We start from the raw sequence: 24,540 nt of genomic DNA, 5'->3' as shown, positions 1-24,540 counted from the left end.
TGCGGCCGGCTCAGAAGACCATGCCGATGACCTCGCCCAGCAGGTCGAGCCCGCGCAGCTGCGCGAGCAGGATCACCACGGCGTAGGCCAGGACGGTCGCGAGCGGCACCCACGCCATGAGGCGGTTCGCGCGGGCCTGGGTCTTCTCGTTGCTCGTGAAGCTCCCGTTGCGGGTGAGGTGGAGCATGGTCGCGAAGAACGTGGGGATCGTGACAGACCAGGTGAGCATGCACCAGGGGCAGAGCACGCCGAGGTTGGGGGCGTACAGGCTCTGCCAGATCAGCCAGCAGACGAGCCCGAAGGCGAAGGTGATCCCGGCGCCGAACGTGAGCCAGAACCAGCGGGGGAAGCGGGCGCCGGCGAGCAGAGCGACGCCCATGAACAGCGGCGCCATCCAGCCGGCGATGCCGATGATCGGGTTCGGGAAGCCGAACACCTCGCCCTGCCACGAGCCGAGGTTCTTCCCGCACTGGATCATGACGCTCACGTTGCAGCTGAGGTCGGCGTCGGGGTTGGCGAGCTGGATGAACTTGTCCATCGTGAGCTGGAAGGCGGCGAACCACCCGATGACGGCCGCGACGATCAACCAGACGGCGTAGACGACGGGGCGGGTGCGCTGCTCGCTCATGTTCAGGATTATCTCAGCGAGTGCTATGGATGGGGCGAGAACGGCCCCGGGGAAAACGCGCCATCATCACCGATGCCGCGAACGGGGCCATGTGGTGCGATAATGACCTGTGATGCGATGAACGGCGCCGCCGCGACACGCATCGACGCAGACTTCGGGGCCCACGCCCCACGCGACCAGAGCCCAGAGCCGGTCGCACGCCGATTGAGTTCGCGGAACCCGCGGGTACCGCATGAGATTTCACGGAGCACCCGGTGCCCGTGCAGGGAGTACGCCAGAGATGGCCGATGAGAACAATGACCACAACCCCTCCGCTCTCGATCTCCCGGCTGGTGCCGCGGATCCGGTGACGGAGCCCACGGCTCCCGCGACCGACGACACGCTCGTCGCGCCGCTCGCCGAGGACGACACGGCGGACATCGCCGCCGACGTCGCCGCAGACGAGCTCGCCGCCGACAACGCCGCCGCGGAAGACGCGGCCGCCGCCGCCGACGATGCCGCCGCTGCCGCGGTGGAAGACGCCGCCGTCGCTCAGGACGCCGCCGACGCGGTCTCCGACCGGGCCGACGCCGCCTCGGCGTCCGGCGTTCCGGCCGACGAGGAGAGCGCGGCCGAGGCTCCTGCCGACGCGGGCGCCGACGTCGCTGACGCGCCGGCGAGCCCGGAGGCTGCCGGAGACGCTCCCGCCGAGGCCGCCCCCGCCGCCGATGTGCCCGCCGAGGACGCTCCCGTCACGGACGCGCCGTCCGCGCATGCTCCCGTCGCTGAGGCGCCGTCCGAGGAGGCTCCCGCCGAGGGCGAGCCCGCCGCCGAGGCGTCGTCCGACGATGCTCCCGCCGCCGAGGCGCCGTCCGAGGCCGCTCCCGCCGAGGCCGCTCCCGCCGCCGAGAAGACGGAGCCCGAGGCCCCGGCGCCCCTGACCGCCGTCTCCCTGGGCCTGCTGCCCGAGGTGTTCGTGTCGCAGGTGTCGACCCAGCTGCACTTCTACGCGCCCGAGGTCGTCCCGCTGCCGGCACGCCCCGGTCGCGACGAGCGTCCTGCCGAGCGCGACCAGGAGGAGTCGTCCTCCGGCCGCCGTGGCCGCCGCCGCCGCGGAGGTTCCGACGGCGACGAGCAGCGCGACGAGCCGCGTCAGCGCCAGCGCGTCGTGGAGTACATCACCGAGCCGAAGGCCATCAAGGGCTCGACGCGCCTGGAGGCCAAGAAGCAGCGCCGCCGTGACGGGCGCGACGCGGGTCGCCGTCGTCCGGTCGTCACCGAGGCGGAGTTCCTCGCGCGCCGCGAGTCGGTCGACCGCAAGATGGTCGTGCGCTCCAAGAACGGTCGCACGCAGATCGGCGTGCTGGAGGACGGCGTGCTCGTGGAGCACTACGTCGCCCGCAACCAGGACGCGTCGCTCATCGGCAACGTCTACCTCGGCCGTGTGCAGAACGTGCTCCCCAGCATGGAGGCCGCGTTCGTCGACATCGGCCGTGGTCGCAACGCCGTGCTGTACTCCGGCGAGGTGGACTGGGACGGCGTCGAGACCGGCAACCAGCCGCGCCGTATCGAGCTGGCCCTCAAGCCCGGCGACCGCGTGCTCGTCCAGGTCACGAAGGACCCGGTCGGCCACAAGGGCGCCCGCCTCACGAGCCAGATCTCGCTGCCCGGCCGCTACCTGGTGTACGTGCCCGGCGGGTCGATGAACGGCATCAGCCGCAAGCTGCCCGACAACGAGCGGGCCCGACTCAAGCGCATCCTCAAGGAGGTGCTGCCCGAGTCCTCCGGCGTGATCGTCCGCACGGCCGCGGAGGGTGCGACCGAGGAGCAGCTGACGCGCGACGTCCAGCGGCTCACGTCGCAATGGGAGCACATCCAGAAGCAGGTGGAGAGCCAGCAGGCACCCGCGCTGCTGCACGCCGAGCCGGATCTGCTGGTCAAGATCGTCCGCGACGTCTTCAACGAGGACTTCACGAAGATGCTCATCCAGGGCGAGGACGCGCAGCGCACGATCCGCGCCTACCTGGAGAGCGTCGCGCCCGACCTGCTCGAGCGCGTCGAGTCCTACGAGGACGAGGTCGACCCCTTCGACGCGTTCCGGATCACCGAGCAGATCGAGAAGGCGCTCGACCGCAAGGTGTGGCTGCCGTCCGGTGGCTCGCTCGTGATCGACCGCACCGAGGCGATGACGGTCGTCGACGTCAACACCGGCAAGTTCGTCGGCTCGGGCGGCAACCTCGAGGAGACCGTCACCAAGAACAACCTCGAGGCGGCGGAGGAGATCGTCCGTCAGCTGCGGCTGCGCGACATCGGCGGCATCATCGTGGTCGACTTCATCGACATGGTGCTGGAGTCCAACCGCGACCTCGTGCTGCGGCGTCTGATCGAGTGCCTGAGCCGCGACCGCACGAAGCACCAGGTGGCCGAGGTCACGTCGCTGGGCCTCGTGCAGATGACCCGCAAGAAGCTGGGCCTCGGGCTGCTGGAGACCTTCAGCGAGGCGTGCGAGGTCTGCGCGGGTCGCGGCGTCATCGTGCACCACGACCCGGTGGTCAAGCACCGCGCCAACGGCGGCAACGGCGGAGGCGGAGGAAACGGCGGTCGCCGCCAGCGCGGCAACGGGAACGGCAACGGCAACGGGAACGGCAACACCGCTCCGGTCGTGGCCGCGGTGACGCACAGCATCACGGAGGGCGCGAAGTCGGCGCTCGCCCAGATCGCCGCGTCGACCATCGCCCCCTCGGGCGACGCCCCCGCCGAGAGCGCACCGGCCGAGCAGGCCGCCGCGCCCGCCGCCGAGCGTCCGAAGAAGGCCCGCAAGAAGCGCGGGGCCGACCGCAAGGGCCCGAAGTCACCGGCCGAGGAGCTCCTCGACTCGGTGCTGGACGCGCTTCCCGAGCCGAAGGCACCGGGGCAGGGGCGTGGTCGCCGCCGGGTGACCACGGCCGCGCTCTCCGGCACGCCGGTGTCGGTGGCGGCGGAGAGCTCAGCGCAGCCGGTCGCGGCCGCGGACCCGGAGGCCTGACGCGATCAGGCGGCGCACCAGTTCCTTCCCCGGAACGTGCTGGGCGCCGCCGGCGATCAGCCGCGCCACCGCGTCCTCCGGGACGTCGTAGTGGTCGAGGTCGAACGCGCGCGCTGGGATGCCGTGCGCGCGGGCGAAGTCGTGCAGCTCGTCGAGGTCGGTGTCGCTGACCAGGTGCGCCCACAGGCGTCCGTGGGCCGGCCAGAGGGGGTCGTCGACGAGTACGGTCACCTCGCCAGCCTACGACCGGAGGCGCGACCGGTCTCACTTTGCGAGGGGCTCCGGCATCCGGTAAAGTAGTCCCTTGGTGCGCATGCCGCGTCGTCCTCGACGGCCGATGCGGAGAGTCTTGCATTCGCGCCCGTCGTACCAGCGACGCATGCAAGCAACAGTCTTCCCGTGAGATTCTCGGAGCCGCGTGCTCCCCAACGAAACAGGTATGAAGTGGTTTACGCAGTAGTGCGCGCCGGTGGCCGGCAGGAGAAGGTCGAGGTCGGCACCATCGTTCAGCTCGACCGTGTTCAGGCGGCCCAGGGCGAGAAGATCGAGCTGCCCGCTGTGCTGCTCGTCGACGGCGCCACGGTGACCACCGACGCCGACGCGCTGGCGAAGGTCAAGGTCACGGCCGAGGTCGTGGGCAACCTCCGCGGCCCGAAGATCGTCATCCAGAAGTACAAGAACAAGACCGGCTACAAGAAGCGTCAGGGCCACCGCCAGGAGCTCACGCGCGTCAAGATCACCGGCATCAAGTAAGACCGAGGAGACACAGGACATGGCACACAAAAAGGGCGCAAGCTCCACCCGCAACGGTCGTGACTCCAACGCTCAGCGACTCGGTGTGAAGCGCTTCGGCGGTCAGCAGGTCCTCGCCGGCGAGATCATCGTCCGCCAGCGCGGCACGCACTTCCACCCCGGCGTGAACGTCGGCCGTGGTGGCGACGACACGCTGTTCGCTCTGGCCGCCGGTGCGGTCGAGTTCGGCGCGAAGGGCGGCCGCAAGGTCGTCAACATCGTCGCTGCTGCTGAGTGATCACAGCACCACGCTAGACATCCGGTTCGGGGCGGGCTTCGGCTCGCCCCGTCCGCGTATCTGCCGTCCGTCTTCCCCCGCTACCCGAAGGACACGCACACATGGTCACGTTCGTCGACACCGTCACGCTGCACCTCCGTGCGGGTAAGGGCGGCAACGGCTGCGTCTCGGTGCACCGGGAGAAGTTCAAGCCCCTCGGCGGCCCCGACGGCGGCAACGGCGGCGACGGTGGCGACATCGTCCTGGTCGCCGATCCGCAGACGGGCACGCTGCTGTCGTACCACCACTCGCCGCACCGCTCCTCGGGCAACGGCGGGCCGGGCATGGGCGACCACCGGTCGGGCTTCGACGGCGAGTCCCTGGAGCTGCCGGTCCCGGTCGGCACGGTGGTCAAGTCGCCGTCCGGCGAGGTGCTCATCGACCTGATCGAGCCGGGGGAGCGCTTCGTCGTGGCCGCCGGCGGCCAGGGCGGCCTGGGCAACGCCGCCCTCGCGACACCCAAGCGCAAGGCCCCCGGTTTCGCCCTGCTCGGCACGCCCGGCTATGAGGGCGACGTCGTGCTCGAGCTGAAGACCGTCGCCGACGTCGCGCTGGTGGGCTACCCGTCCGCCGGCAAGTCGAGCCTGATCGGCGCCATCTCGGCCGCACGCCCGAAGATCGCGGACTACCCCTTCACCACGCTCCACCCGAACCTGGGCGTCGTGCAGGTGGAGGACTTCCGGTTCACGGTCGCCGACGTGCCGGGACTGATCGAGGGCGCGAGCGAGGGCAAGGGCCTCGGCCTGGAGTTCCTGCGTCACGTCGAGCGCTGCTCGGCCCTGCTGCACGTGCTCGACTGCGCCACGCTCGAGCCGGGCCGCGACCCGATCTCCGACCTCGACGTCATCCTCGCCGAGCTGGCCGCCTACGAGGTGCCGGAAGGCCAGACGCCGCTGCTGGAGCGCCCGCAGCTCGTCGCGCTCAACAAGGTGGACGTGCCGGAGGCGCGCGACCTCGCCGAGCTCGTTCGCCCCGATCTGGAGGCGCGCGGCTTCCGCGTGTTCGAGATCTCGACGGTGTCGCACGAGGGTCTTCGCCCGCTCACGTTCGCGCTGGGCGAGCTGGTGGAGAAGCACCGCGCCGAGAACATCGCGGCGGAGAAGCCGCGTGAGCGCGTGGTCATCCGGCCGCGGGGCTCGAAGAAGGACTTCTCGATCCGCGTCGAGGGCGGCACCTACGGCAACGTGTACCGCATCCTCGGCGAGAAGCCGGTGCGCTGGGTGCAGCAGACCGACTTCCAGAACGAGGAGGCCGTGGGCTACCTGGCCGACCGCCTCGAGAAGCTGGGTGTCGAAGACGAGCTGTTCCGCCTCGGTGCCGTGCAGGGCTCGACGGTCGTGATCGGCGAGGGCGACAGCATCGTGTTCGACTGGGAGCCCACCATGAGCTCGGCCGCGGAGCTCATGACCGCGCCGCGTGGCACCGACCCGCGCCTGGCGCCGAACTCCCGCCGCACCACGTCCGAGCGCCGCGAGCAGTACTACGAGCGGATGGACGCCAAGGCGCAGGCGCGCGCGGAGCTGGAGGCCGAGCGCCTCGCCACCGCCCGCGAGGGCGACGAGTGACCGCACGCACGCGCGCCGACCTCGCGTCGGCGTCGCGCATCGTCGTGAAGGTCGGTTCGTCGTCCATCAGCGGCGAGTCGTCCTGGCGCATCCCGGTGATCGTGGAGGCCCTGGCCGCCGCGCACGCCAGGGGAGCCGAGGTGGTCCTGGTGTCGTCCGGCGCGATCGCCTCCGGCATCCCGTTCCTCCGGCTCGACGCCCGCCCGACCGATCTGGCGACGCAGCAGGCCGCCGCGGCGGTGGGCCAGAACATCCTCGTGTACCGCTACCAGGAGGCCCTGCGCCCGTTCGACATCGTCGCCGGGCAGGTGCTGCTCACCACGGGTGACCTGGAGAACCCGACGTCGCGGTCGAATGCCCGTCGGGCCATGGAGCGCCTGCTGGGTCTGCGCACCCTGCCGATCGTGAACGAGAACGACACCGTGGCGACGCAGGAGATCCGCTTCGGCGACAACGACCGCCTCGGCGCGCTCGTGGCGCAGCTGATCGAGGCCGACGCGCTGATCCTGCTGAGCGACATCGAGTCGCTCTACACCAAGCCGCCGACCGACCCGGGTGCCGAGCCGATCGACGTCGTGGCCCCCGACGCCGACCTGTCCGGACTGGAGTTCGGATCGACGGTCGTGAACAGCGTCGGTACCGGGGGAGCCGCCACCAAGGTCTCGGCGGCACGTCTCGCGGCAGCCTCGGGGATCGGCGTGCTGGTGACCAGCGCCGACCTGGTCGACCGGGCCCTCACGGGCGACGACATCGGGACCTGGTTCGAACCGACGACCTCCTAGACTGGGCGGATGACCGACCCGACCCCCCAGGCGCGCCTGGAGCGCGCGAAGGAGGCCTCCCGCGCCACGGCCGGCCTCACCAGCGACGACAAGGCGCGCGCTCTCGAGGCGATCGCCCTGGCTCTGGAGGAGAACGCGCCGCGGATCATCGAGGCGAATGGGCGCGACATCGCCCGCGGCCGCGAGGACGGCATCGGCGACTCGCTGATCGATCGCCTGCGGCTCGACGAGCGCCGGGTCTCCGCGCTGGCCGCGGCGGTGCGCGAGGTGGCGGCGCTGCCCGACCCGGTCGGTCGCGTGGTCGGCGGTCACCGCATGCCCAACGGTGTCGCGCTGGAGCAGGTGCGGGTGCCGTTCGGCGTGGTCGGTGCGATCTACGAGGCCCGGCCGAACGTGACGGTCGACATCGCCGCCCTCGCCCTGCGGTCCGGCAACGCCGTGGTGCTGCGCGGGGGCAGTGCCGCGCGCGACTCGAACACCGTGCTGGTGGAGGTCATGCGTGGCGCTCTGGAGGGGGCCGGGGTCACCCCGGAGGCGATCCAGACGGTCGACGACTTCGGTCGCGAGGGCGCGAAGGCCCTCATGCACGGTCGCGGTCTGATCGACGTGCTCGTTCCCCGCGGCAGTGCCGGCCTGATCGAGACGGTCGTGACGGAGTCGACCGTGCCGGTGATCGAGACCGGCGCCGGCAACGTGCACATCGTGCTCGACGAGAGCGCGCCAGACGACTGGGCGCGCGACATCGTGGTGAACGCCAAGGTGCAGCGTCCGAGCGTGTGCAACGCGGTGGAGACCGTGCTCGTGCACCGGCAGGCCGCGCCGCGGCTGATCCCCCTCGTCGCGAGCGCGCTCATGAGCGAGGGCGTGGCGATCCACGGCGACGACATCGTCGCGGGGCTGGTCGCCACCGTGATCCCGGCGACCGAGGAGGACTGGGCGACCGAGTACCTCAGCCTGGACATCGCGATGAAGGTGGTCGACTCGCTCGACGACGCGCTCGACCACATCCGCCGCTACAGCACGGGTCACACCGAGTCGATCATCACGACCGACACCCGCAACGCCGAGCGGTTCCTGGCCGAGGTGGACTCCGCGGTGGTCATGGTGAACGCGTCGACGCGCTTCACCGACGGCGGGGAGTTCGGATTCGGCGCCGAGGTCGGCATCTCGACGCAGAAGCTGCACGCCCGCGGGCCGATGGGACTGTCCGAGCTGACCAGCACGAAGTGGCTCGCGCGTGGGGCGGGTCAGACGCGCGGCTGAGGGCTAGACTGGGGGACGCTGCATCCCCGACACCCGAGACAGCACGCCACGAAACGGAGCAAGGATGAACCTCGTCGCACAGATCGCGATGGCCGCCGCAGAGACCGAGCACCACGGCAACGTCGCGCTCGACACCCTGATCTTCGGAGTCATCGCCGCGATCGTGTTCGCCGCTCTCGGGTTCGTCACGCTGTCGTACAAGAATGTGGCGAACCGTCACTCGGCGAAGGCGGAGGCCTGGGCGGCGAAGCACGGCAAGGACGGCCACGAGGCGGGACACGGCCACTAGGCCTTTCATGAGCACTGCGACCACGCGCGCACCGCGCATCGGCGTGATGGGCGGCACCTTCGACCCGATCCATCACGGCCACCTGGTCGCCGCCAGCGAGGTCGCGCACTCCTTCGATCTCGACGAGGTGGTCTTCGTTCCCACCGGACGGCCGTGGCAGAAGGCGGAGGTCACGCCCAGTGAGCACCGCTATCTCATGACCGTCATCGCGACCGCGTCGAACCCCCGGTTCACGGTGAGCCGGGTCGACATCGATCGCGCCGGCCCCACCTACACGATCGACACGCTCCGCGATCTCAAGGCTCAGCGGCCCGACGCGGAGCTGTTCTTCATCAGCGGCGCCGACGCCGTGGCGCAAATTCTCAGTTGGAGAGACCATGATGAACTGTGGGAACTGGCCCACTTCGTCGCGGTCTCCCGCCCAGGACACGTTCTGAGCATCGACGGCCTCCCGAGCGACGACGTCAGCCAGCTGGAGGTGCCGGCGCTGTCGATCTCGTCGACGGACTGCCGAGAGCGAGTCCGCGACGATCAACCGGTCTGGTACCTCGTCCCCGACGGCGTCGTCCAGTACATCGCGAAGCACCATCTGTATCGGAGCAAGGAATGAGCACATCGGATCAGCGAGGTCCGCTCACGCGGAAGCAGCTGCGGGAGATCCGGTTGACTGGATCCACCCCGGTCATCACGGAGGAGCAGGCCGAGGCCGCTGCGGAGGCGGCGAACGCGACTCCGCCGGCGGCCCCGCTTCCCCGCGCGGCCGAGCCCGCCCCCGTGGCGCCGGCCCCGGTGGCCGACTCCGCGGTCGACCTCGGTGCCGCACCGCTCACCCGTCGCCAGGCGCGTGAGCAGGAGAAGATCAAGACCGCATCCGTGCCGGTGGTGGGAGCCGAGGCGACCGAGGACGACCGCGACACCGCCCCCCGCGCAGAGGAGTCGGACGACGACTCGTCGATCGTCTCGGGCATCCCCGACTTCTCCTCGCCATCGGCCCCGGCGGATGACGAGGTCGACGACGACGACGCCGACGACGAGGTGTCGATCGAGCCGGTGAGCGCCGCCGACGCCGTCGAGTCCGCCGGGAGCGTGCCGCTCGCCGAGCCGGCGGAACCGGAACCGGTCGACGTGGCCGAGTTGCTCGGCGTCCCCGGCACCGCGGAGGCCGACGAGGTCGAGACCGGGTCGACGGACGAGCGCGACGACCTGCTCGCCGATCAGGACGACGACCGCGGCGAGGTCGCCGACGGCGAGCGTCCCACCGTGAGCCCTGCGTTCGGCGAGGGCGTGCTGGCCGCCGAGGAGCCGGCGAAGCCCGCGTCGTTCCGGCCGTCCTTCGACGAGCTGCTCACGTCCAACGACTCGGGCGGCTCGCACCGCTCGCCCAACGCGCTGATCTTCACGCCGTCGCCCGGGGAGGGGTCGCTGTCCGGGCCCGTCGCGTCGACGGGGGAGATCCTCATCACGGGTTCCTATGAGCTGCCGAAGGGCATCGGCTCGCAGGGCCACGCACACGGCACCGCCGACGGCAAGGATGTCGACGCCGTCCTCATCGACGGGGAGCTGCCTCCGGCGTCCTCGCCCACCCCCATCGCTGCCAGCTCGGCTGTCAGCACCATCAAGCCCGCCGGCGAGGTCATCCGTCCGCCCGCGCCCGAGAAGGGCAATCGGCTGATGCTGATCCTGGCGATCGTCGCCGGTGGCCTCGCTCTCGCGCTGGGTGTGGCGCTGGTCGTCGCCTTCACCACGAATGTGTTCTGATGCAATCACCTGAAACCGCCGAAGAGATGCTGCGCATCGCCGCCGAAGCCGCCGTCGCGAAGGGCGGGGAAGACCTGGTGGCGCTCAACGTCTCCGAGCCTCTTCCGCTCGTCGACATCTTCCTGCTCGTCACGGGCAACAGCGAGCGCAACGTCGCCGCGATCGCCGACGAGATCGAGGACCGCCTGGTCGAGTCCGGCCACAAGCGCGTGCGCCGCGAGGGCCGCGCGGAGGCGCGGTGGGTGCTGCTCGACTTCGGCGACCTGATCGTGCACGTCTTCCATCAGGAGGAGCGCGTCTACTACGGGCTCGAGCGCCTGTGGAAGGACTGCCCCGTGATCCCGCTCGACGTCGTCGAGACCGCTGCAGACGCGGGCTGAGGTGGCCGCCCATCTGGTGACCGGCGCCGGTTCCGGTATCGGCGCCGTTCTCGCCCGTCGTCTCCTCGAGCGCGGCGACCACGTGGTCGTGCTGGCGCGCGACGCGGGGAGGGCGCGGCAGATCTCCGACGAGCTCCCCGGTGCCACGGCGATCGTGGGCGACCTCGCGCAGCCGGGGCGGCTCTCGTGGGCGCTGTCGAAGCAGAGCCTGCCCGACCGTCTCGACGGTCTCGTGCACGCCGCCGGTGTCGTGGACCTCGGTGCCGTGGGCGAGCTCACACCCGCCCTGTGGGAGCAGCAGCTCGCCGTCAACCTGGTCGCGCCCGCGGAGCTGACGCGCCTGCTGCTGCCGGTGCTGCGGGTGTCGCGCGGGCACGTGGTGTTCGTCAACTCCGGGGCCGGGCTCCGGGCGAACCCGGAGTGGTCCGCCTATGCGGCATCGAAGCACGGCCTGCGGGCCCTCGCCGACGCGCTGCGTGCGGAGGAGGCGGAGCACGGCGTGCGCGTGACCTCGATCTACCCCGGCCGCACGGCCACGCCGATGCAGGAGCGGGTGCACCGACAGGAAGGGGCGGAGTACGACGCGTCGCGCTTCATCACCCCGGACGCGGTGGCGACCACGATCCTCACGGCGCTCGACCTTCCGCGTGACGCCCACCTCACCGACCTGACCGTCCGTCCCGCCGGCTGAGCTGCGGCGCTCAGGCCGACAGCCGCGTGCGTCGCTGGAGCATGCCCCGCTCGGCGCGCGTCTGCGGCGGGATGGCCGACAGCAGCGCCTGCGTGTACGGGTGCGCGGGGTGCCGGTAGACCTCCTCCGTGTCGCCGACTTCGACCATGTCGCCGAGGTACATCACGGCGACGCGGTCGGCGATGTGCCGCACGAGGGACAGGTCGTGCGCGATGAACACGATCGACATGCCCAGACGCTCGCGCAGCTCGCACAGCAGGTCGATGATCTGCGCGCGGATGGAGACGTCGAGCGCCGACACCGGCTCGTCGCACACCAGGACATCGGGGTCGAGCGCGAGGGCACGGGCGATGCCGATCCGCTGTCGTTGTCCGCCGGAGAACTGGTGCGGGAAGCGCGAGGCCATGTCGGGGTCGAGGCCGACGAGCTCGAGCAGCTCGGCCACCCGCTCGCGGCGCGACGCCGGGGTGCCGGTGCGGGTGGCGGCGAGCGGCTCGGCGATGATCTGCTGCACGGTCATGCGCGGGTTCAGCGACATGTACGGGTCTTGGAACACCATCTGCACGCCGCGGCGCAGCACCTTGCGGTCGCGCAGCCGACCCCGCGTCACGTCCTGGTCCCGGTAGCGCAGTGTGCCGGCGTCGGGGGAGTCGAGGCCGACGAGCATGCGCGCCAGGGTGGACTTGCCGCTGCCGGACTCGCCGACGATCGCGAGGATCTCGCCGCTGCGCAGGGAGAGGTCGACGCCGCCGACGGCCGTGACGCGGTGTGCGCGTCGTCCGCTCCCGGAGCGGAACGTGCGCTCGAGTCCTCGTCCCTCCAGGATCGGCGCGGAGCCGTCATCGTCCGCCGCGGCGCTCACGTCCTGCGGCATCGAGTCGAGCAGCTGCAGCGTGTACGGATGCTGGGGTGCGGTGAGCACGTCGTCCGCCGGACCGGACTCCACGATGCGCCCGGTGCGCATCACGGCGACCCGGTCGGCGACCTCCATCACGACGCCGAGGTCGTGGGTGATCAGGAGGACGCCCATGCCGAGGCGGTCGCGCAGCGACAGCAGCAGGTCGAGGACCTGCGCCTGCACCGTGACGTCGAGGGCGGTGGTCGGCTCGTCGGCGATGATCAGGTCGGGGTCGAGCGCGATGGCCATCGCGATCAGGATGCGCTGCCGCTGTCCGCCGGAGAACTGGTGCGGGTAGTCGCGGACGCGCTTCTCCGGGCTGGGGATGCCGACCAGGGTGAGCAGTTCGACGGCGCGCGCCTCGGCTTCGCGACGACCGACGGGCGTGTGCGCGCGGATCAGGTCGATGATCTGGTCGCCGATGCTGAGCACGGGGTTGAGTGCGGAGAGAGCGTCCTGCATCACGAGGCTCACCCGGACGCCGCGCAGGCGCCGATGCTGCTCCGGCGTGACGGTGAGCAGGTCGGTGTCGCCGAGGGAGAGGGTCGCGGCCTCCACGGTGCCGTTGTCGATGAGGCCCATGATCGCGCGCGCCGTCATCGACTTGCCGGAGCCGGACTCGCCGAGCAGGGCGAACACCTCGCCGCGGTGCACGGTGAGGTCGATGCCGTCGACCACGCGCTGGGGTCCGCGCGAGCCGTCGAGGGTCACGGTGAGGCCGCGGACGTCGAGGACGACGGTGTTCTCGGGGACGGATGTGTTCTCCATGGATGACATCATGCCAGCATCCTGGCGCTGAATTGTTTCGAACAGGAAACACCTCGGCCGAAAATCATCACAACAGTTGACTTTCGCGCCGGAATCGTCGAGATTCGAGGAAATCTCCCGCTCGACGAACGGGAGGCCACCCTCGTATCGACCCGAAGGAGCGCATCCGTGCTCGAACAAGCAGACCGCTACACCGGCTACACCGCGTACGACTACCTGGAAGCCGGCAAGGACTACCGCGAGTTCCGCTACGCCAAGCAGATCGGCCGCGTGCCGGCGTACGACCTCGGCCTCAGCGACGCGCAGAAGGAGCGCACCGAGCGCCTCCTCCGCGAAGAGACCGTGATCTCGCTGCACGAGCACGTGCAGGTCTTCCCCGAAGACATGGGCGAGCTGCGCGACCACATCCGCCAGGGCCGCGAACCCACCGGCTACCAGGGCCTCGCCCGCTCCGGTCTGACCGCGGTGTTCGACAACGGCATGGACGGCACCTGCTGCATCTCCAGCGACGCCGGGTGGAAGTACCAGGACGTGCTGTTCGACCTCGGCGTGCGCATGGCCGACCTCGCGCACCAGGACTTCGTGATCAAGGCCGAGTCGATCAAGGACATCCGGTACGCCGCGGAGACCGGCCGCGTCGCGCACATCTTCGCGCTCGAGGCCGCGACCATGATCGAGAACGAGGTCGACCGGCTCGATGTGCTGTACGGCTTCGGCGTCCGCCAGATGGGCATCGCCTACTCCGAGGCGAACTTGCTCGGCGGCGGCCTCAAGGAGCGCGGCGACGGCGGACTCACCTACTTCGGCGAGCGCGCCGTGGAGCGGATGAACAAGCTCGGCATCGCGATCGACATCTCGCACTCGGGCGACCAGACGTGCCTCGACGTGATCGCCCACTCCACCAAGCCGGTCTTCATCACCCACGCGGGCGCCCGCGGACTGTGGCCGACGAACCGCATGAAGACGGACGAGACGATCATCGAGTGCGCCAAGCGCGGCGGGGTCATCGGCATCGAGGCCGCACCGCACACCACCATCTCGCCCCAGCACCCGAAGCACTCGCTGGAGTCGGTCATGGACCACTTCCAGTACTGCGTCGACCTGGTCGGCCTGGAGCACGTGAGCTTCGGACCCGACACGCTGTTCGGCGACCACGTGGGCCTGCACGACGCGTTCTCCTCGAACCTGTCGCTGGGTCAGGCGCACGCCAACGTCGACTACGAGAAGCAGCCGTACGTCGACGGCATCGAGAACCCCGCCGAGGCCTTCTACAACATCATCGGCTGGCTCGTGAAGCACGACTACTCCGACGACGAGATCCGCGCGGTCGTCGGCGGCAACACCATGCGCGTCCTCGAGGAGGTCTGGGTCTGATGAAGCACAACACGTTCCTCGCACTCGGTGCGGCCGCGGTCCTCGCCGTCGGCCTCGCCGCGTGCGCCCCCACGGCACCCGAGCCGGGGGAGTCTTCCGCCGCGACCGGGCCGAGCGATGAGACGCTCAGCATCGGTACGACGACCGACGTCGTGAACTTCAACCCCGTGCTCGGCAACAGCCGCACGGACTCGTGGGTCACCAACCTGATGTACCCGCACCTGCTGAGCATCAGCGACGACGGGACCAAGGAGGCGCACGTCGCCACCGAGTGGGGCTACGTCGACGACACCACCGGGTTCTACGAGATCCGCGACGACCTGACCTGGAGCGACGGCGAGCCGCTCACGGCGGAGGACGTCGCGTGGACGCTGAACGCGGTCAAGCGCGACCAGGCGCCCGGCACGTTCTACGGGCAGCTGGGCAACCTCGACACCGCGACCGCGGTGAGCGACACCCGGGTCGAGCTGACGCTCACGCAGCCCGACTCGTCGATCATCGACGAGATCGGCTTCTGGGGTGTCGTCGTGCCGCAGCACGTGTTCGAGCCGAAGGGATCGATCGCGGAGTTCGCGAACGACGGCAGCGACGGCGGCTGGGTGGGCATGGGCCCGTTCATCATGACCGACTTCCAGGTCGGCCAGCACTACACGCTCGAGCGCGTGGAGGACTACCCGCTGGTCGACGGCGGCGTCCCGGGACCCGCCGAGGTCGTGTACCGCGTGTACCCCGACGTGAACACCGAGATCCTGGCGCTGCAGAGCGGCGAGATCGACGTGATCGCCAATGCCCTCCCGCCCGCGCAGGTCGAGCAGCTGAAGGGCACCGACGGACTGCAGGTGATCGAGGCCGCCGGTCTCGGCTACGCGCACCTCGTCTACAACATGGAGAAGCCCGACCTCGCGAAGACCGAGGTTCGTCAGGCGCTCGCCCACGCGGTGGACTACGAGGCCATCCGCACGGTCGTCCTGCAGGGGCAGGCCGTCTCCACGGGTTCCAGCGCCCTGATGCCGGTGCTCGCGAAGTACTACGACGACTCCGTCACCGAGTACGAGTTCGACCCGGAGAAGTCGCGCGAGCTCATGGAAGACGCCGGCTACACGGCGGACGCCGACGGCATGTTCCCCGTCTCGTTCCGCCTGATCTACTCGCTGCAGGACAGCGTGACCAGCCAGTGGGCGCAGATGGTGAAGGACAGCGCGGCCGAGGCCGGCATCACGATCGAGCTGCAGGGCACGGAGCGCAACACCTATCTCTCCATGACCAACGAGGGCGACTACGACATCTACGCCGGCAACTTCGCCATCATGGACGACCCGGTGACGAACTTCGCCCTGTCGTACCTGCCCGGCGGCGCGATCAACTACACCCACGTCGACGACCCCGAGCTGAACGCGCTGATCGAGGAGGGCATGGTCACGTTCGACGAGGACGACAAGATCGAGATCATGCGCAAGGCGAACAAGATCGTGCACGAGCAGGTCTACGACAACATCATGTACACGCAGAACCTGTTCTTCGCCGCGAGCGACGAATGGTCCGGCTTCATCTCCAAGCCGAGCGAACTGCTGTCGATCGTGAACCCGCTCTCGCTCGCGAGCGCGCACCCGGTCGAGTAAGAAAACCCCCACTCTCGAGGAAGGTCGCCCGGGTGTCCCGAGCATCGTTCATTCTCCGTCGCGCAGGTCGAGGTCTGCTCACGATCTGGTTCGCCGTGACCGTGACGTTCCTGCTCCTGCGTCTGCTGCCCGGCGATCCGGCCCTTGCGCTGGCGAGTCCGAACATGACGGAGGACATCCGGGCGACCATCCTCGAGCAGTACGGCCTCGATCAGCCGCTGATCGTGCAGTACGGCCTGTACATGTGGCAGCTGCTGCAGGGCAACCTCGGCATCTCCTTCACGCAGTCCATCCCGGTGACCGACGTGCTGCTGCAGCGGCTGCCGTGGACGCTGCTGCTGACCATCACCGCGCTCGTCCTCACGATCCTGATCGGGGTGCCGCTCGGCGTCGCGGCCGCCTCGCACCGGGGTCGCTTCATCGACAGGGCCGTGCAGGTGCTCGGCGTGACCGGGCAGTCGCTGTTCGTGCCGAGCGTCGCGATCCTGCTGCTGTTCGTGTTCGGGCTCAACCTCGGCTGGTTCCCCATCGGCGGCGCCTACACCAACAACACCTACGGCTTCGAGTGGTACCTCAGCGTCGCGCAGCACCTCGTGCTCCCGGCGGTGTCGCTCATGCTCATCCAGGTCGGCTCCTACGTGCTGACCATGCGCTCCACCCTCATCGAGACGCTCGGCGAGGACTACATCCTGCTCGCGAAGGCGAACGGCCTCCGCCGCCGCCGCATCCTGTGGAAGCACGCGCTGCGCAACGCGCTGCTGCCGACCACGACGCTGATCGGGCTCCAGCTCGGGTTCCTCGTCGGCGGGGCGGTGCTCACCGAGACCGTCTTCGCCTACCCGGGCATCGGCCGCGGCATCTACGAGGCCGTCACGCAGCTCGACTTCCCGGTGCTGCAGGGCGCATTCCTCATGCTCGCCATCACCGTGGTCGTGGCCAACACGGTCACCGACATCATCTACGGCTACCTGGACCCGAGAGTGAAGACCGCATGACCGCTCCGCTGCCCTCCACCGAGAACCTCGTCCCCAGCGAACCGACCGCGGCCGGCAGCGAGCGGGCCAGCGCGCACACCTGGCGCGCCTTCCGCCGCGACCCGCTCGGCATGATCTCGCTCGGCCTGCTGATCCTGCTCGTGATCGTCGCCCTCGCGGCGCCCCTGATCGCCCCGTACCCGGCGAGCTACGGGCCCGACGTGCTGCGCCCGCCGAGCGGGGACCACTGGTTCGGCACCGACGCGCTCGGCCGCGACGTGTTCTCCGAGGTCATCTGGGGCACGCAGCAGAGCGTGCTGGTCGCCGTGGCCGCCTCGGTGATCGCGATCGTCTTCGGCACGATCATCGCGGTGATCGGGGCCTACTTCCGCAAGCTCGACAGCATCATCAGCGTGATCGTCGACATGACCCTGTCGCTGCCCGTGCTGCCGCTGATGATCCTGATCGCGGCGCTCGTGGGGCCGAGCACCTCGACGATCATCTTCGTGGTCGCGGCGTTCTCGTGGCCCGAGGTCACCCGACTCGTCCGCTCCCAGGCGCTCACGGTCGTCGGGCTGCCGTACGTCGACGCGTCCCGGTTGATGACGACCTCTCCGCTGTGGATCATCACGCGGCACGTGCTGCCCGCGGTGACCCCGGTGGTCGTGGTCTCGGTCGTGGTGACCGCGTCGCGGGCGGTGCTGTCGGCCGCGGGGCTGGCGTTCCTCGGACTGGGCGACCCGACCACATGGTCGTGGGGCCGCATCCTGTACGAGGCACAGCAGGCGGGCGCCATGGTGAGCGCGTGGTGGCTGACGCTGTTCCCCTCCATCGCGATCCTGATCCTGGTGCTGTCGGCCACCCTCCTGTCCATCGCCTACAACGACGCGCGCAACCCGCGCCACCTGTCCCGCTAGGAGCACCGCATGACCGTCTTCGATCAGCGCCTCGCGCCGGAGTTCTTCGACACCGTGCAGCAGCGTGTCCGCGAGCGGATGGGGGAGGAGGGCTTCGACGCCTTCCTGACCGACCACCCCGAGGACATCGCGTACCTCACCGGCTTCTTCCACCACCCGTCCGAGCGGCCGGTCGCGATCTGGGTCGAGGCGGGAGGGCGTGTCGTGATGCTGCTGCCCGAGCTGGAACGCGAGTACGCGCAGTCGCAGTCCGCGCGCGCCGAGCTGGTCGCGTTCTTCGAGTTCCCGGGGGTCGTCCCGCCGTTCCAGGTGCTCGCCGACGCGGTGTCGCCGCGCGGCAGGGTCGGTTTCGCGACCACGATGCCGTATCAGCGCCTGGCCGCCGCCCGCGCCGCGATGCCGCACGCCGAGCTCGTGCCGTCCGACCTGCTCACCCGCACCCGATACCTGAAGTTCCCGGAGGAGGTGGTGCTGCACCGCGAAGCCGCCCGCATCACCGACCTGATGCTGGAGGCCGGGGTCGCACTGGTGCGCGAGGCCGTCGCGGCGGGCGGAGAGCTGCCCACCGAGGCCGAGCTGGAGCGGCACGTGACCTCCGCCGGCACCCGTGTCATGTATGCCGAGCACCGCAACGTGGTCGTGGCCTCGCTGCTCGCGGGCGGTCTGGTGTACTCCGGCGCGAACTCCGCGTTCCCGCACGGGCTGCCGTCGGTCAACCGGCTCCGGGCGGGGGACACCTTCATGCTCTCGCTCGGCTGCGCCGTGGGCGGCCGCTTCGTCGAGGGCGAGCGCACGTTCGTGCTCGGGGAGCCCACGGCCGAGCAGCGCCGCTACCACGACACGATCCGCGACGCCCAGCGCGTGGGCCGCGAGACCATCCGCGCGGGCCTGGAGTGCCGCGAGGCGAACCGGCTGTGCCTCGACGTGATCCGCGACGCCGGGCTGGGCGAGTTCATCCGGCACCGCCAGGGGCACGGCATCGGTCTGGGGATGCACGAGGCGCCGTGGCTGGAGGACGGCGACGCCACGCTCCTGGAGGCGGGCATGGTCGTCTCCAACGAGCCGGGCATCTACGTGCCGGGTCACGCCGGGTACCGCATCAGCGACAGCATGCTCGTGACCGCCGACGGCGCCGAACCCCTGACCACCTATCCGCGCAGCCTCGACGAGTGCACCATCGCGCTCTGAACGCCTGTTGAAGAAAGAGGACGACATGACATCCACCCCCGACGTCTCCCCGGAGTTCGCCGCCGCCACGAGCGACCACCAGTGGGTCGAGATCAACGGCAACCACCTGGCCGTCGAGGTGCTCGGTCCCGAGGACGCGCCCGTCATCATCACCCATCACGGCGCCCCGGGGCTGGGGTCGCGTGCCGAGCCGCGCGCGAGCTTCGGCCGGCTCGCCGACGAGTACCGGGTGGTCGTGTTCGACGCCAGGGGCAGCGGCCAGAGCGAGGGGAACGGCACCTACAGCCACGAGCAGTGGGCGGCCGACATCGACGGTCTGCGCGAGTGGATCGGCGCGGAGAAGATCGTCATGGCCGGCGGCTCCTACGGCGGCTTCATGACCATGGAGTACGCGCTGCGCTACCCCGACCGCGTGGCCGCGCTCGTGCTGCGCGACACCTCCCCGGACAACTCCAACGCGCACCTCGCGCGCGAGAATGCCCTCGCCTCCGACCGGGTCGACATCGACATGGAGAAGTTCGACCGCATCGACCTCGGGCAGGTGCGCGACGACGAGGACCTCAAGGACTGCTGGCGGGAGATCCTGCCCCTGTACGACTTCGTCTACGACCGCGAGGCGGTCGAGCGGAAGGTGCAGGCGACGCCCTACCGCTACCGGGCGCACAACTACGCCTTCTCCGTGAACCTGCCGGACTACGACCTGAAGCCGCGGCTGCCCGAGATCGCGGTCCCGACACTCATCACCGTGGGCCGGACCGACTGGATCACGCCAGTATCGTGTAGCCAGACGATCGCCGATCTCATCCCGGACTCCGAGATGGTGGTGTTCGAGAAGTCGGGGCACTCCCCGCAGATCGAGGAGGCAGAGGCGTGGACGGAAGCGGTGCGCACGTTCCTGCACCGGGTGTACCCGCCGACCCGATGACGAGCGTTCCACTGACGAGAGAAGTGAGCGATCTCGACCGGAGGATCGTCGTCGCACTTCAGCAGGACGGACGCGCGAGCTGGACGTCGATCGCCGAGTTCGCCGGCGCGTCCGTCTCGACGGTCACCCGGCGCGGGCAGCAGCTGCTCGCCGAGGGTGTGGTGAGCGTGGGCATCGTGCCGACCCTGGGCAGCGAGGGGCACGTGGAGACGTTCTTCGTGCGCATCAACTGCACCCCCGGGTCGCAGCTGAGCGTCGCGCAGGCGCTGATCGGCTCCCCGTACGTGCGGTTCGTGACCCTGGTGACCGGCAAGTTCGACGTGTTCGCGGAGGTCGTCATCCCGGGGGACTCGGCGACCTACGCGCACGTGCTCACGGATCTGCAGGCCATCCCCGGCGTGGAGCGCTGGCGCAGCGACCTCGTCGTGCACACGTACAAGGTGAGCTTCGACTGGGGACGTCAGCTGTACGACTCGCACGCCGAGGCCGCCAGCGACCCGAAGTCGTACATGCCGGCACCGAACACGTGCGACCCGACGCACTTCGACGACGCCGACCGGGCGATCGTCGCGGAACTGCGTTACAACGGACGGGCGTCGTTCCAGTCGATCGCCGATGCGCTCGACATGAACGAGAGCAGCGTGCGGCGCCGGTACGAGCGGATGCGCAGCGCCGGCTGCCTCACGACCGTGACGATGGTGCCCGCGTCGGCGCTGGGCATGAGCGCGGAGACGCTGCTGATGCTGCGGGTCGAGCCGTCGCGCATCGCCTCGGTGGCACAGACGCTCGCGCAGCACGTGTCCGTGCGGTTCCTGGCCGCGGCGCTGGAAGAGAACTCGCTGTACTGCGAGATCATCCTGCCGAGCACCGAGACCCTGCACGACTTCCTCACCGGGACGATCGCGCACCTCAAGGGCGTGCGCGGATGGAGCGCCGCGATGGAGCTCGTGTTCATGAAGCGCGGGTTCATCGAGACTCCGTGGTGGCGGGCGCAGGTGGCCTCCGCGGGCGGGCTCGACACCTAGTCCTGCACTTCGCCGGTCAGGTGTCAAGGGCCTACCCTTCCGTGCCCGCAGGGCGCACCCTCCTTATAAGAGAGTCCTGGAGGGCCCCCAGATGTCCGACATCCCCGATCCCCGTTTCGTGCTCCACCGCATCACACCGTCCGAGTGGGTGATCAACGACCTGCGCTATCCCCAGAACGACCCGCGCCACGTCGTCGCCTGCGTCTACGAGCTCGCCGACACCGAGGTCGAGGTGACGTGGCTGCGCGACCTTCCGCTCGCGATCCGCTACGGCACCGCGTTCGAGGTCCTCGAAGAGGTCGAGCGGATGCAGGGGGCGAGCCGGGCCACGCGCCCGATCGCGATCCCGCACCGCCCCCCGCTGCTGGCGACGTGAGCGCCGCAGCGCGGAGAGAAGGGCACCACCTCGGTCGAGGCGGTGCCCTTCTCTCGTCCGGCGGTCAGGCGTCGTCGCCGTCGACGTCCGCCGTCGTGGCGGCGCGGTCGGCCTCGGCGCTGTCGATCTGTGCGTCGTCGGCATCCTCGTCGAGCACGCGTTCGCCGTCGACCTCGCGCGTGGGCACGTCTTCCGCGTCACCCTCGGCGAACGGCGGGACGGGCGGGATCGGGGGAGTCGGGTTGGACATGGGGCATCCTTTCGTCGGCGGATGCGTCCTGTCTACGACGGCGCGACGGGCATCGGGAGACGGTTGACGCTCGCGCTCGGCGGCGCTAGCCCGATGCACAACCTCACCGGAAACGAAGAAATCCCGCGATCTCTCGCGGGATTCTCTGGTGGACCTGAGGGGACTCGAACCCCTGACCCCCTGCATGCCATGCAGGTGCGCTACCAGCTGCGCCACAGGCCCAGAAGCCGCTCCTCATCTGCCGGAGCAACTCGAACAGCGTACTACACGAAGCGACACCGGCACCAATCGGGGCGGGCAGCCCGGGCGCGTCGCCGGGGTGGAACAAGCGCGGCTCTCCGGGCGTTCCTGACAGCGTGAGCATTCTCGACAGTCTGGTGATCGGTGCAGGGCAGGCCGGCCTCTCGGCGTCGTACCACCTGACCCGGCTCGGGATCCCGCACGTGGTGCTCGACGCCGACGAGCGACCGGGCGGCGCCTGGCAGCACCGCTGGGACGCGCTGACCATGAGCGACGTGCACGGCGTCGCCGAACTGCCGGGCGACACCCCGCCCGCGCGCGACCGACGTCGAGCCAACGAAGCGGTGCCGGAGTACTTCGCGGCCTACGAGCGCGCACACGACCTCCCCGTTCGGCGCCCTGTACACGTGCGCCGCGTGGACGACCACGACGGGCTGCTCGTGGTGCAGGCACCGGAGGGGGAGTGGACGAGCCGCACGCTCGTGAACGCGACCGGCACCTGGACCCACCCGTTCGTGCCGCACGTGCCCGGCATGGAGACCTTCCTCGGTGAACAGCTGCACACGGTCGACTACCCGGGGTCGGAGCACTTCCGAGGCCGCCGGGTGCTCGTCGTGGGCGCGGGCGCGTCCGCGGTGCAGTTCCTCGGCGCCCTCGCCCCGATCACCGAGACGCTGTGGGTCACGCGGCGACCGCCCGTCTGGCGCAGCGACGACTTCACCCCTGAGGCGGGGGCCGCGGCGGTCGCGCTCGTCGAGCAGCGCGTCGCGGCCGGGCTCCCACCGCGGAGCGTCGTCAGTGTGACCGGGCTGATGCTGCGTCCGCAGGAGCGCGAGGCCGAGCGCCTCGGCGCCTATGCGGACCCTCGGCCGCTGTTCGCACGCATCGAGCCCGACGGGGTGCGCTGGGCCGACGGGTCGTTCGAACGGGTCGACGTGATCCTCTGGGCCACCGGGTTCCGGCCGGCGATCGGGCACCTGGCGCCGCTGCACCTCCGCAGCGCCGCGGGCGGCATCCAGCTCGACCGCCACGGCCGCGGTACGACCGCGGTCGCCGATCCGCGCGTACAGCTCGTGGGGTACGGGCCCTCGGCCAGCACGATCGGCGCGAACCGTGCGGGGCGCTCGGCCGCGAAGGGCGTGCAGCGGGCGCTGGCCGCCGCCGCCGTTCCCGTCTCGACCGGCTGAGGGCGCGTCAGCCGGAGTGCGGCCGGGCTTCTCGATACGCTGAAGACCATGCTGCGCATCATCCTCACGGTCGTCTGGCTCCTGCTCACGGCCTGGCTGGCGATCTGGGTGGGCGAGGGACTGTTCGGCGTCGATCAGCGCCACTCGATCCTCCCGTTCGCGGGCGAGGACACCCTGGGCGGCCCGATCCTGATCGGCGTCGCCTGGGGGCTGCTCCTCACGTTCGGCGGCACGATGACGGGGTTCGGCCGCCGCACGAAGCTCCGCGGCGAGACCCGGATCGGCGTCGGCACGATCGTCGAGCTCTCCCGCACGGGCGTCACGATCAACGACGTGCCGCAGTACGACCTCTTCCTGCGCGTGAGCCCCGCTGAGGGCGACGACTTCATCGGACAGCTGCGGATGCTCATCGACCCCTCCGACTCCGCGGGACTCCAGGTCGGGCAGCCCGTGCCGGTGCGGTACAGCACGACCGACCACGACACGGTGCAGCTCGCCGACCTCAGCGACCCGACCGTGCGAGAGGCGATGCTGCAGTGGCGCATCGACCGCGGGCTCATCGACCCCGCCCAGGTGCGAGCCAGGACCACGGGCACCGCGGTGCCCGCGTCGGTGCTCGAGGTGCGCCCGACCGGACGCCGCAGGGAGGGGCAGAGCGAGCTCGCGCTGAAGGTGCTGGTGGCACCGGAGGGGGCGGCGACCTGGGAGGCCGACACCACGGTGTTCGTGTATCCCCAGGCGGTGTCGCGGCTGCAGGTGGGCGCGCCGATCTGGGCGTACTACCGGCGGGAGGATCCGCACACGGTGGCGGTCACGATCGAGAAGGAGGCGACGCGATGAACCCGCTCGACACCCTCATGTGGCTCGTCAACTTCCCCGCGTCGCACGGCTACGCCATGGTGTTCATCGCCGGCTTCTCGATCCTCGGGCTCTTCGCCGTGTCGGCCAGAGGAGCCACACCGGGTGGGTCGCTGCGGGCCATCCGCGAGCGGGAGGGGCTGCTGCCGCTCGACACCCGCCCGCGGGCCGGGATCGGCGGGACGATCGTGCGGATCGTGTTCCGGGTGCTCGCCTTCGTGATGCTCGGGTCGCTCGTGATCGGCATCCTGAGCCTGACCGGCGTGCCTGTCACGCGCGCGTACATCTACGACAACGGGCGACCAACGACGGCCACGATCGACGGGGACTGGGTTACGTTCACCACCGCGGAGGGCGTGGAGTACACGCTGGAGAGCAACTTCTTCACCCCGGCGGTCTACCCCGACCGCGACGCGTACCTGCCGAGCGGCGCCCCGGTCGTGGTGCGCTACCTGCCCGACCACCCGCAGGCGTTCGTGATCGACAGCGCGCAGACCCCGCGCTGACGTCGG

Annotated in this window: 26 protein-coding genes and 1 tRNA gene; 22 read left to right on the top strand and 5 right to left on the bottom strand. The window is 70.2% G+C overall.

The genetic code is table 11. The annotated features are described in order from the left end of the window. Window positions 1-10 precede the first annotated feature (10 nt). Window positions 11-628 carry a vitamin K epoxide reductase family protein gene (locus tag KV394_RS15220; RefSeq protein WP_136034030.1) on the bottom strand — a complete coding sequence of 206 codons (618 nt, stop codon included), beginning with the start codon at window positions 626-628 and terminating at the stop codon, window positions 11-13. Between the two features lie 280 nt (window positions 629-908). Here KV394_RS15220 and KV394_RS15215 point away from each other — a divergent pair, with 280 nt between their 5' ends. Then, the gene (locus tag KV394_RS15215) at window positions 909-3,632 is read left to right on the top strand and encodes an Rne/Rng family ribonuclease (RefSeq protein WP_247981811.1); all 2,724 of its coding nucleotides are present in this window, start codon (window positions 909-911) and stop codon (window positions 3,630-3,632) included. Here the strand turns inward: KV394_RS15215 and KV394_RS15210 are convergent. Beyond that, window positions 3,594-3,863, bottom strand: a complete 270-nt coding sequence (locus tag KV394_RS15210) for a DUF4031 domain-containing protein (protein ID WP_136030663.1) — start codon at window positions 3,861-3,863, stop codon at window positions 3,594-3,596. The two genes, KV394_RS15215 and KV394_RS15210, sit on opposite strands and share 39 nt — an antisense overlap. Before the next feature lie 213 nt (window positions 3,864-4,076). On the opposite strand from KV394_RS15210, the gene rplU reads away from it, so the two are divergent. The 10 genes from rplU to KV394_RS15160 all read left to right on the top strand — a co-directional run bounded on the left by rplU (window position 4,077) and on the right by KV394_RS15160 (window position 11,429). After that, window positions 4,077-4,385, top strand: a complete 309-nt coding sequence (gene rplU / locus KV394_RS15205) for a 50S ribosomal protein L21 (RefSeq protein ID WP_168387232.1) — start codon at window positions 4,077-4,079, stop codon at window positions 4,383-4,385. 19 nt (window positions 4,386-4,404) lie between these two features. Continuing rightward, window positions 4,405-4,662, top strand: coding sequence for a 50S ribosomal protein L27 (gene rpmA / locus KV394_RS15200; RefSeq protein WP_017202370.1), 258 nt, complete (start codon window positions 4,405-4,407; stop codon window positions 4,660-4,662). A gap of 101 nt (window positions 4,663-4,763) precedes the next feature. Then, entirely contained in the window at window positions 4,764-6,266 is a 1,503-nt protein-coding gene (gene obgE / locus KV394_RS15195) for a GTPase ObgE (protein ID WP_136030664.1), read from the top strand. Next, window positions 6,263-7,048, top strand: a complete 786-nt coding sequence (gene proB, locus KV394_RS15190; RefSeq protein WP_247981810.1) for a glutamate 5-kinase — start codon at window positions 6,263-6,265, stop codon at window positions 7,046-7,048. Before obgE ends, proB begins: the two co-directional genes overlap by 4 nt. A gap of 9 nt (window positions 7,049-7,057) precedes the next feature. Then, window positions 7,058-8,311: a glutamate-5-semialdehyde dehydrogenase gene (locus tag KV394_RS15185; RefSeq protein WP_136035385.1), complete on the top strand. Its 1,254-nt coding sequence runs from the start codon at window positions 7,058-7,060 to the stop codon at window positions 8,309-8,311. 64 nt (window positions 8,312-8,375) lie between these two features. Then, entirely contained in the window at window positions 8,376-8,600 is a 225-nt protein-coding gene (locus KV394_RS15180) for a hypothetical protein (protein ID WP_136030670.1), read from the top strand. A 7-nt stretch (window positions 8,601-8,607) separates the two neighbouring features. Continuing rightward, window positions 8,608-9,210: a nicotinate-nucleotide adenylyltransferase gene (gene nadD, locus KV394_RS15175; protein WP_136035386.1), complete on the top strand. Its 603-nt coding sequence runs from the start codon at window positions 8,608-8,610 to the stop codon at window positions 9,208-9,210. Beyond that, window positions 9,207-10,358, top strand: coding sequence for a hypothetical protein (locus tag KV394_RS15170; protein WP_247981809.1), 1,152 nt, complete (start codon window positions 9,207-9,209; stop codon window positions 10,356-10,358). The genes nadD and KV394_RS15170 overlap by 4 nt, the downstream gene beginning before the upstream one ends. Beyond that, window positions 10,358-10,738 (top strand): ribosome silencing factor, encoded by a 381-nt coding sequence (gene rsfS, locus KV394_RS15165; RefSeq protein WP_136030675.1) that lies wholly within the window; start codon window positions 10,358-10,360, stop codon window positions 10,736-10,738. Before KV394_RS15170 ends, rsfS begins: the two co-directional genes overlap by 1 nt. 1 nt (window position 10,739) lies before the next feature. Beyond that, on the top strand, window positions 10,740-11,429 hold the full coding sequence (locus KV394_RS15160) for an SDR family oxidoreductase (protein WP_247981808.1): 690 nt from the start codon (window positions 10,740-10,742) through the stop codon (window positions 11,427-11,429). Window positions 11,430-11,439: 10 nt separating this feature from the next. Here KV394_RS15160 and KV394_RS15155 read toward each other — a convergent pair whose 3' ends face one another. Then, window positions 11,440-13,107, bottom strand: coding sequence for a dipeptide ABC transporter ATP-binding protein (locus KV394_RS15155; protein ID WP_247981807.1), 1,668 nt, complete (start codon window positions 13,105-13,107; stop codon window positions 11,440-11,442). 156 nt (window positions 13,108-13,263) lie between these two features. Between KV394_RS15155 and KV394_RS15150 the strand changes: the two genes are divergently transcribed. The 8 genes from KV394_RS15150 (at window position 13,264) to KV394_RS15115 (ending at window position 21,493) form a co-directional block, all read left to right on the top strand. Beyond that, window positions 13,264-14,469 (top strand): dipeptidase, encoded by a 1,206-nt coding sequence (locus KV394_RS15150; protein WP_247981806.1) that lies wholly within the window; start codon window positions 13,264-13,266, stop codon window positions 14,467-14,469. Next, on the top strand, window positions 14,469-16,088 hold the full coding sequence (locus tag KV394_RS15145) for an ABC transporter substrate-binding protein (RefSeq protein WP_247981805.1): 1,620 nt from the start codon (window positions 14,469-14,471) through the stop codon (window positions 16,086-16,088). Before KV394_RS15150 ends, KV394_RS15145 begins: the two co-directional genes overlap by 1 nt. A 32-nt stretch (window positions 16,089-16,120) precedes the next feature. Then, window positions 16,121-17,083 carry an ABC transporter permease gene (locus KV394_RS15140; protein WP_282187129.1) on the top strand — a complete coding sequence of 321 codons (963 nt, stop codon included), beginning with the start codon at window positions 16,121-16,123 and terminating at the stop codon, window positions 17,081-17,083. Then, window positions 17,080-17,979: an ABC transporter permease gene (locus KV394_RS15135; RefSeq protein WP_136030686.1), complete on the top strand. Its 900-nt coding sequence runs from the start codon at window positions 17,080-17,082 to the stop codon at window positions 17,977-17,979. Before KV394_RS15140 ends, KV394_RS15135 begins: the two co-directional genes overlap by 4 nt. A gap of 9 nt (window positions 17,980-17,988) precedes the next feature. Next, window positions 17,989-19,167 (top strand): M24 family metallopeptidase, encoded by a 1,179-nt coding sequence (locus KV394_RS15130; RefSeq protein WP_136045769.1) that lies wholly within the window; start codon window positions 17,989-17,991, stop codon window positions 19,165-19,167. 25 nt (window positions 19,168-19,192) lie between these two features. Continuing rightward, complete coding sequence (locus KV394_RS15125; RefSeq protein ID WP_247981803.1) at window positions 19,193-20,092, top strand: alpha/beta fold hydrolase; 900 nt, start codon at window positions 19,193-19,195, stop codon at window positions 20,090-20,092. A gap of 23 nt (window positions 20,093-20,115) precedes the next feature. Next, a complete protein-coding gene (locus KV394_RS15120) occupies window positions 20,116-21,117 on the top strand; it encodes an Lrp/AsnC family transcriptional regulator (RefSeq protein ID WP_247981802.1) in 1,002 nt (333 codons plus the stop codon). A gap of 91 nt (window positions 21,118-21,208) precedes the next feature. Further along, window positions 21,209-21,493 carry a hypothetical protein gene (locus KV394_RS15115; protein WP_136030694.1) on the top strand — a complete coding sequence of 95 codons (285 nt, stop codon included), beginning with the start codon at window positions 21,209-21,211 and terminating at the stop codon, window positions 21,491-21,493. Between the two features lie 64 nt (window positions 21,494-21,557). On the opposite strand, the gene KV394_RS15110 is transcribed toward KV394_RS15115, so the two are convergent. After that, on the bottom strand, window positions 21,558-21,743 hold the full coding sequence (locus KV394_RS15110) for a hypothetical protein (protein ID WP_136030696.1): 186 nt from the start codon (window positions 21,741-21,743) through the stop codon (window positions 21,558-21,560). 146 nt (window positions 21,744-21,889) lie between these two features. Beyond that, window positions 21,890-21,965 (bottom strand) — tRNA-Ala (locus KV394_RS15105). A gap of 134 nt (window positions 21,966-22,099) precedes the next feature. On the opposite strand from KV394_RS15105, the gene KV394_RS15100 reads away from it, so the two are divergent. Genes KV394_RS15100 through KV394_RS15090 form a run of 3 tightly spaced genes read left to right on the top strand, consistent with a single transcriptional unit; the run spans window position 22,100 to window position 24,534 of the window. Continuing rightward, window positions 22,100-23,170: an NAD(P)-binding domain-containing protein gene (locus KV394_RS15100; RefSeq protein ID WP_247981801.1), complete on the top strand. Its 1,071-nt coding sequence runs from the start codon at window positions 22,100-22,102 to the stop codon at window positions 23,168-23,170. Window positions 23,171-23,218: 48 nt separating this feature from the next. Further along, the gene (locus KV394_RS15095) at window positions 23,219-24,010 is read left to right on the top strand and encodes a hypothetical protein (RefSeq protein WP_136045772.1); all 792 of its coding nucleotides are present in this window, start codon (window positions 23,219-23,221) and stop codon (window positions 24,008-24,010) included. Beyond that, window positions 24,007-24,534: a DUF3592 domain-containing protein gene (locus tag KV394_RS15090; protein WP_136030703.1), complete on the top strand. Its 528-nt coding sequence runs from the start codon at window positions 24,007-24,009 to the stop codon at window positions 24,532-24,534. The genes KV394_RS15095 and KV394_RS15090 overlap by 4 nt, the downstream gene beginning before the upstream one ends. Window positions 24,535-24,540: the final 6 nt, after the last annotated feature.

The organism is Microbacterium sufflavum, from assembly GCF_023101165.1.
In the GTDB taxonomy this organism is placed as follows: Bacteria; Actinomycetota; Actinomycetes; order Actinomycetales; family Microbacteriaceae; genus Microbacterium; species Microbacterium sufflavum.
The sequence above is the reverse complement of the archived record's forward strand: the minus strand, read 5'-3'. Positions and strand labels throughout refer to the sequence as shown.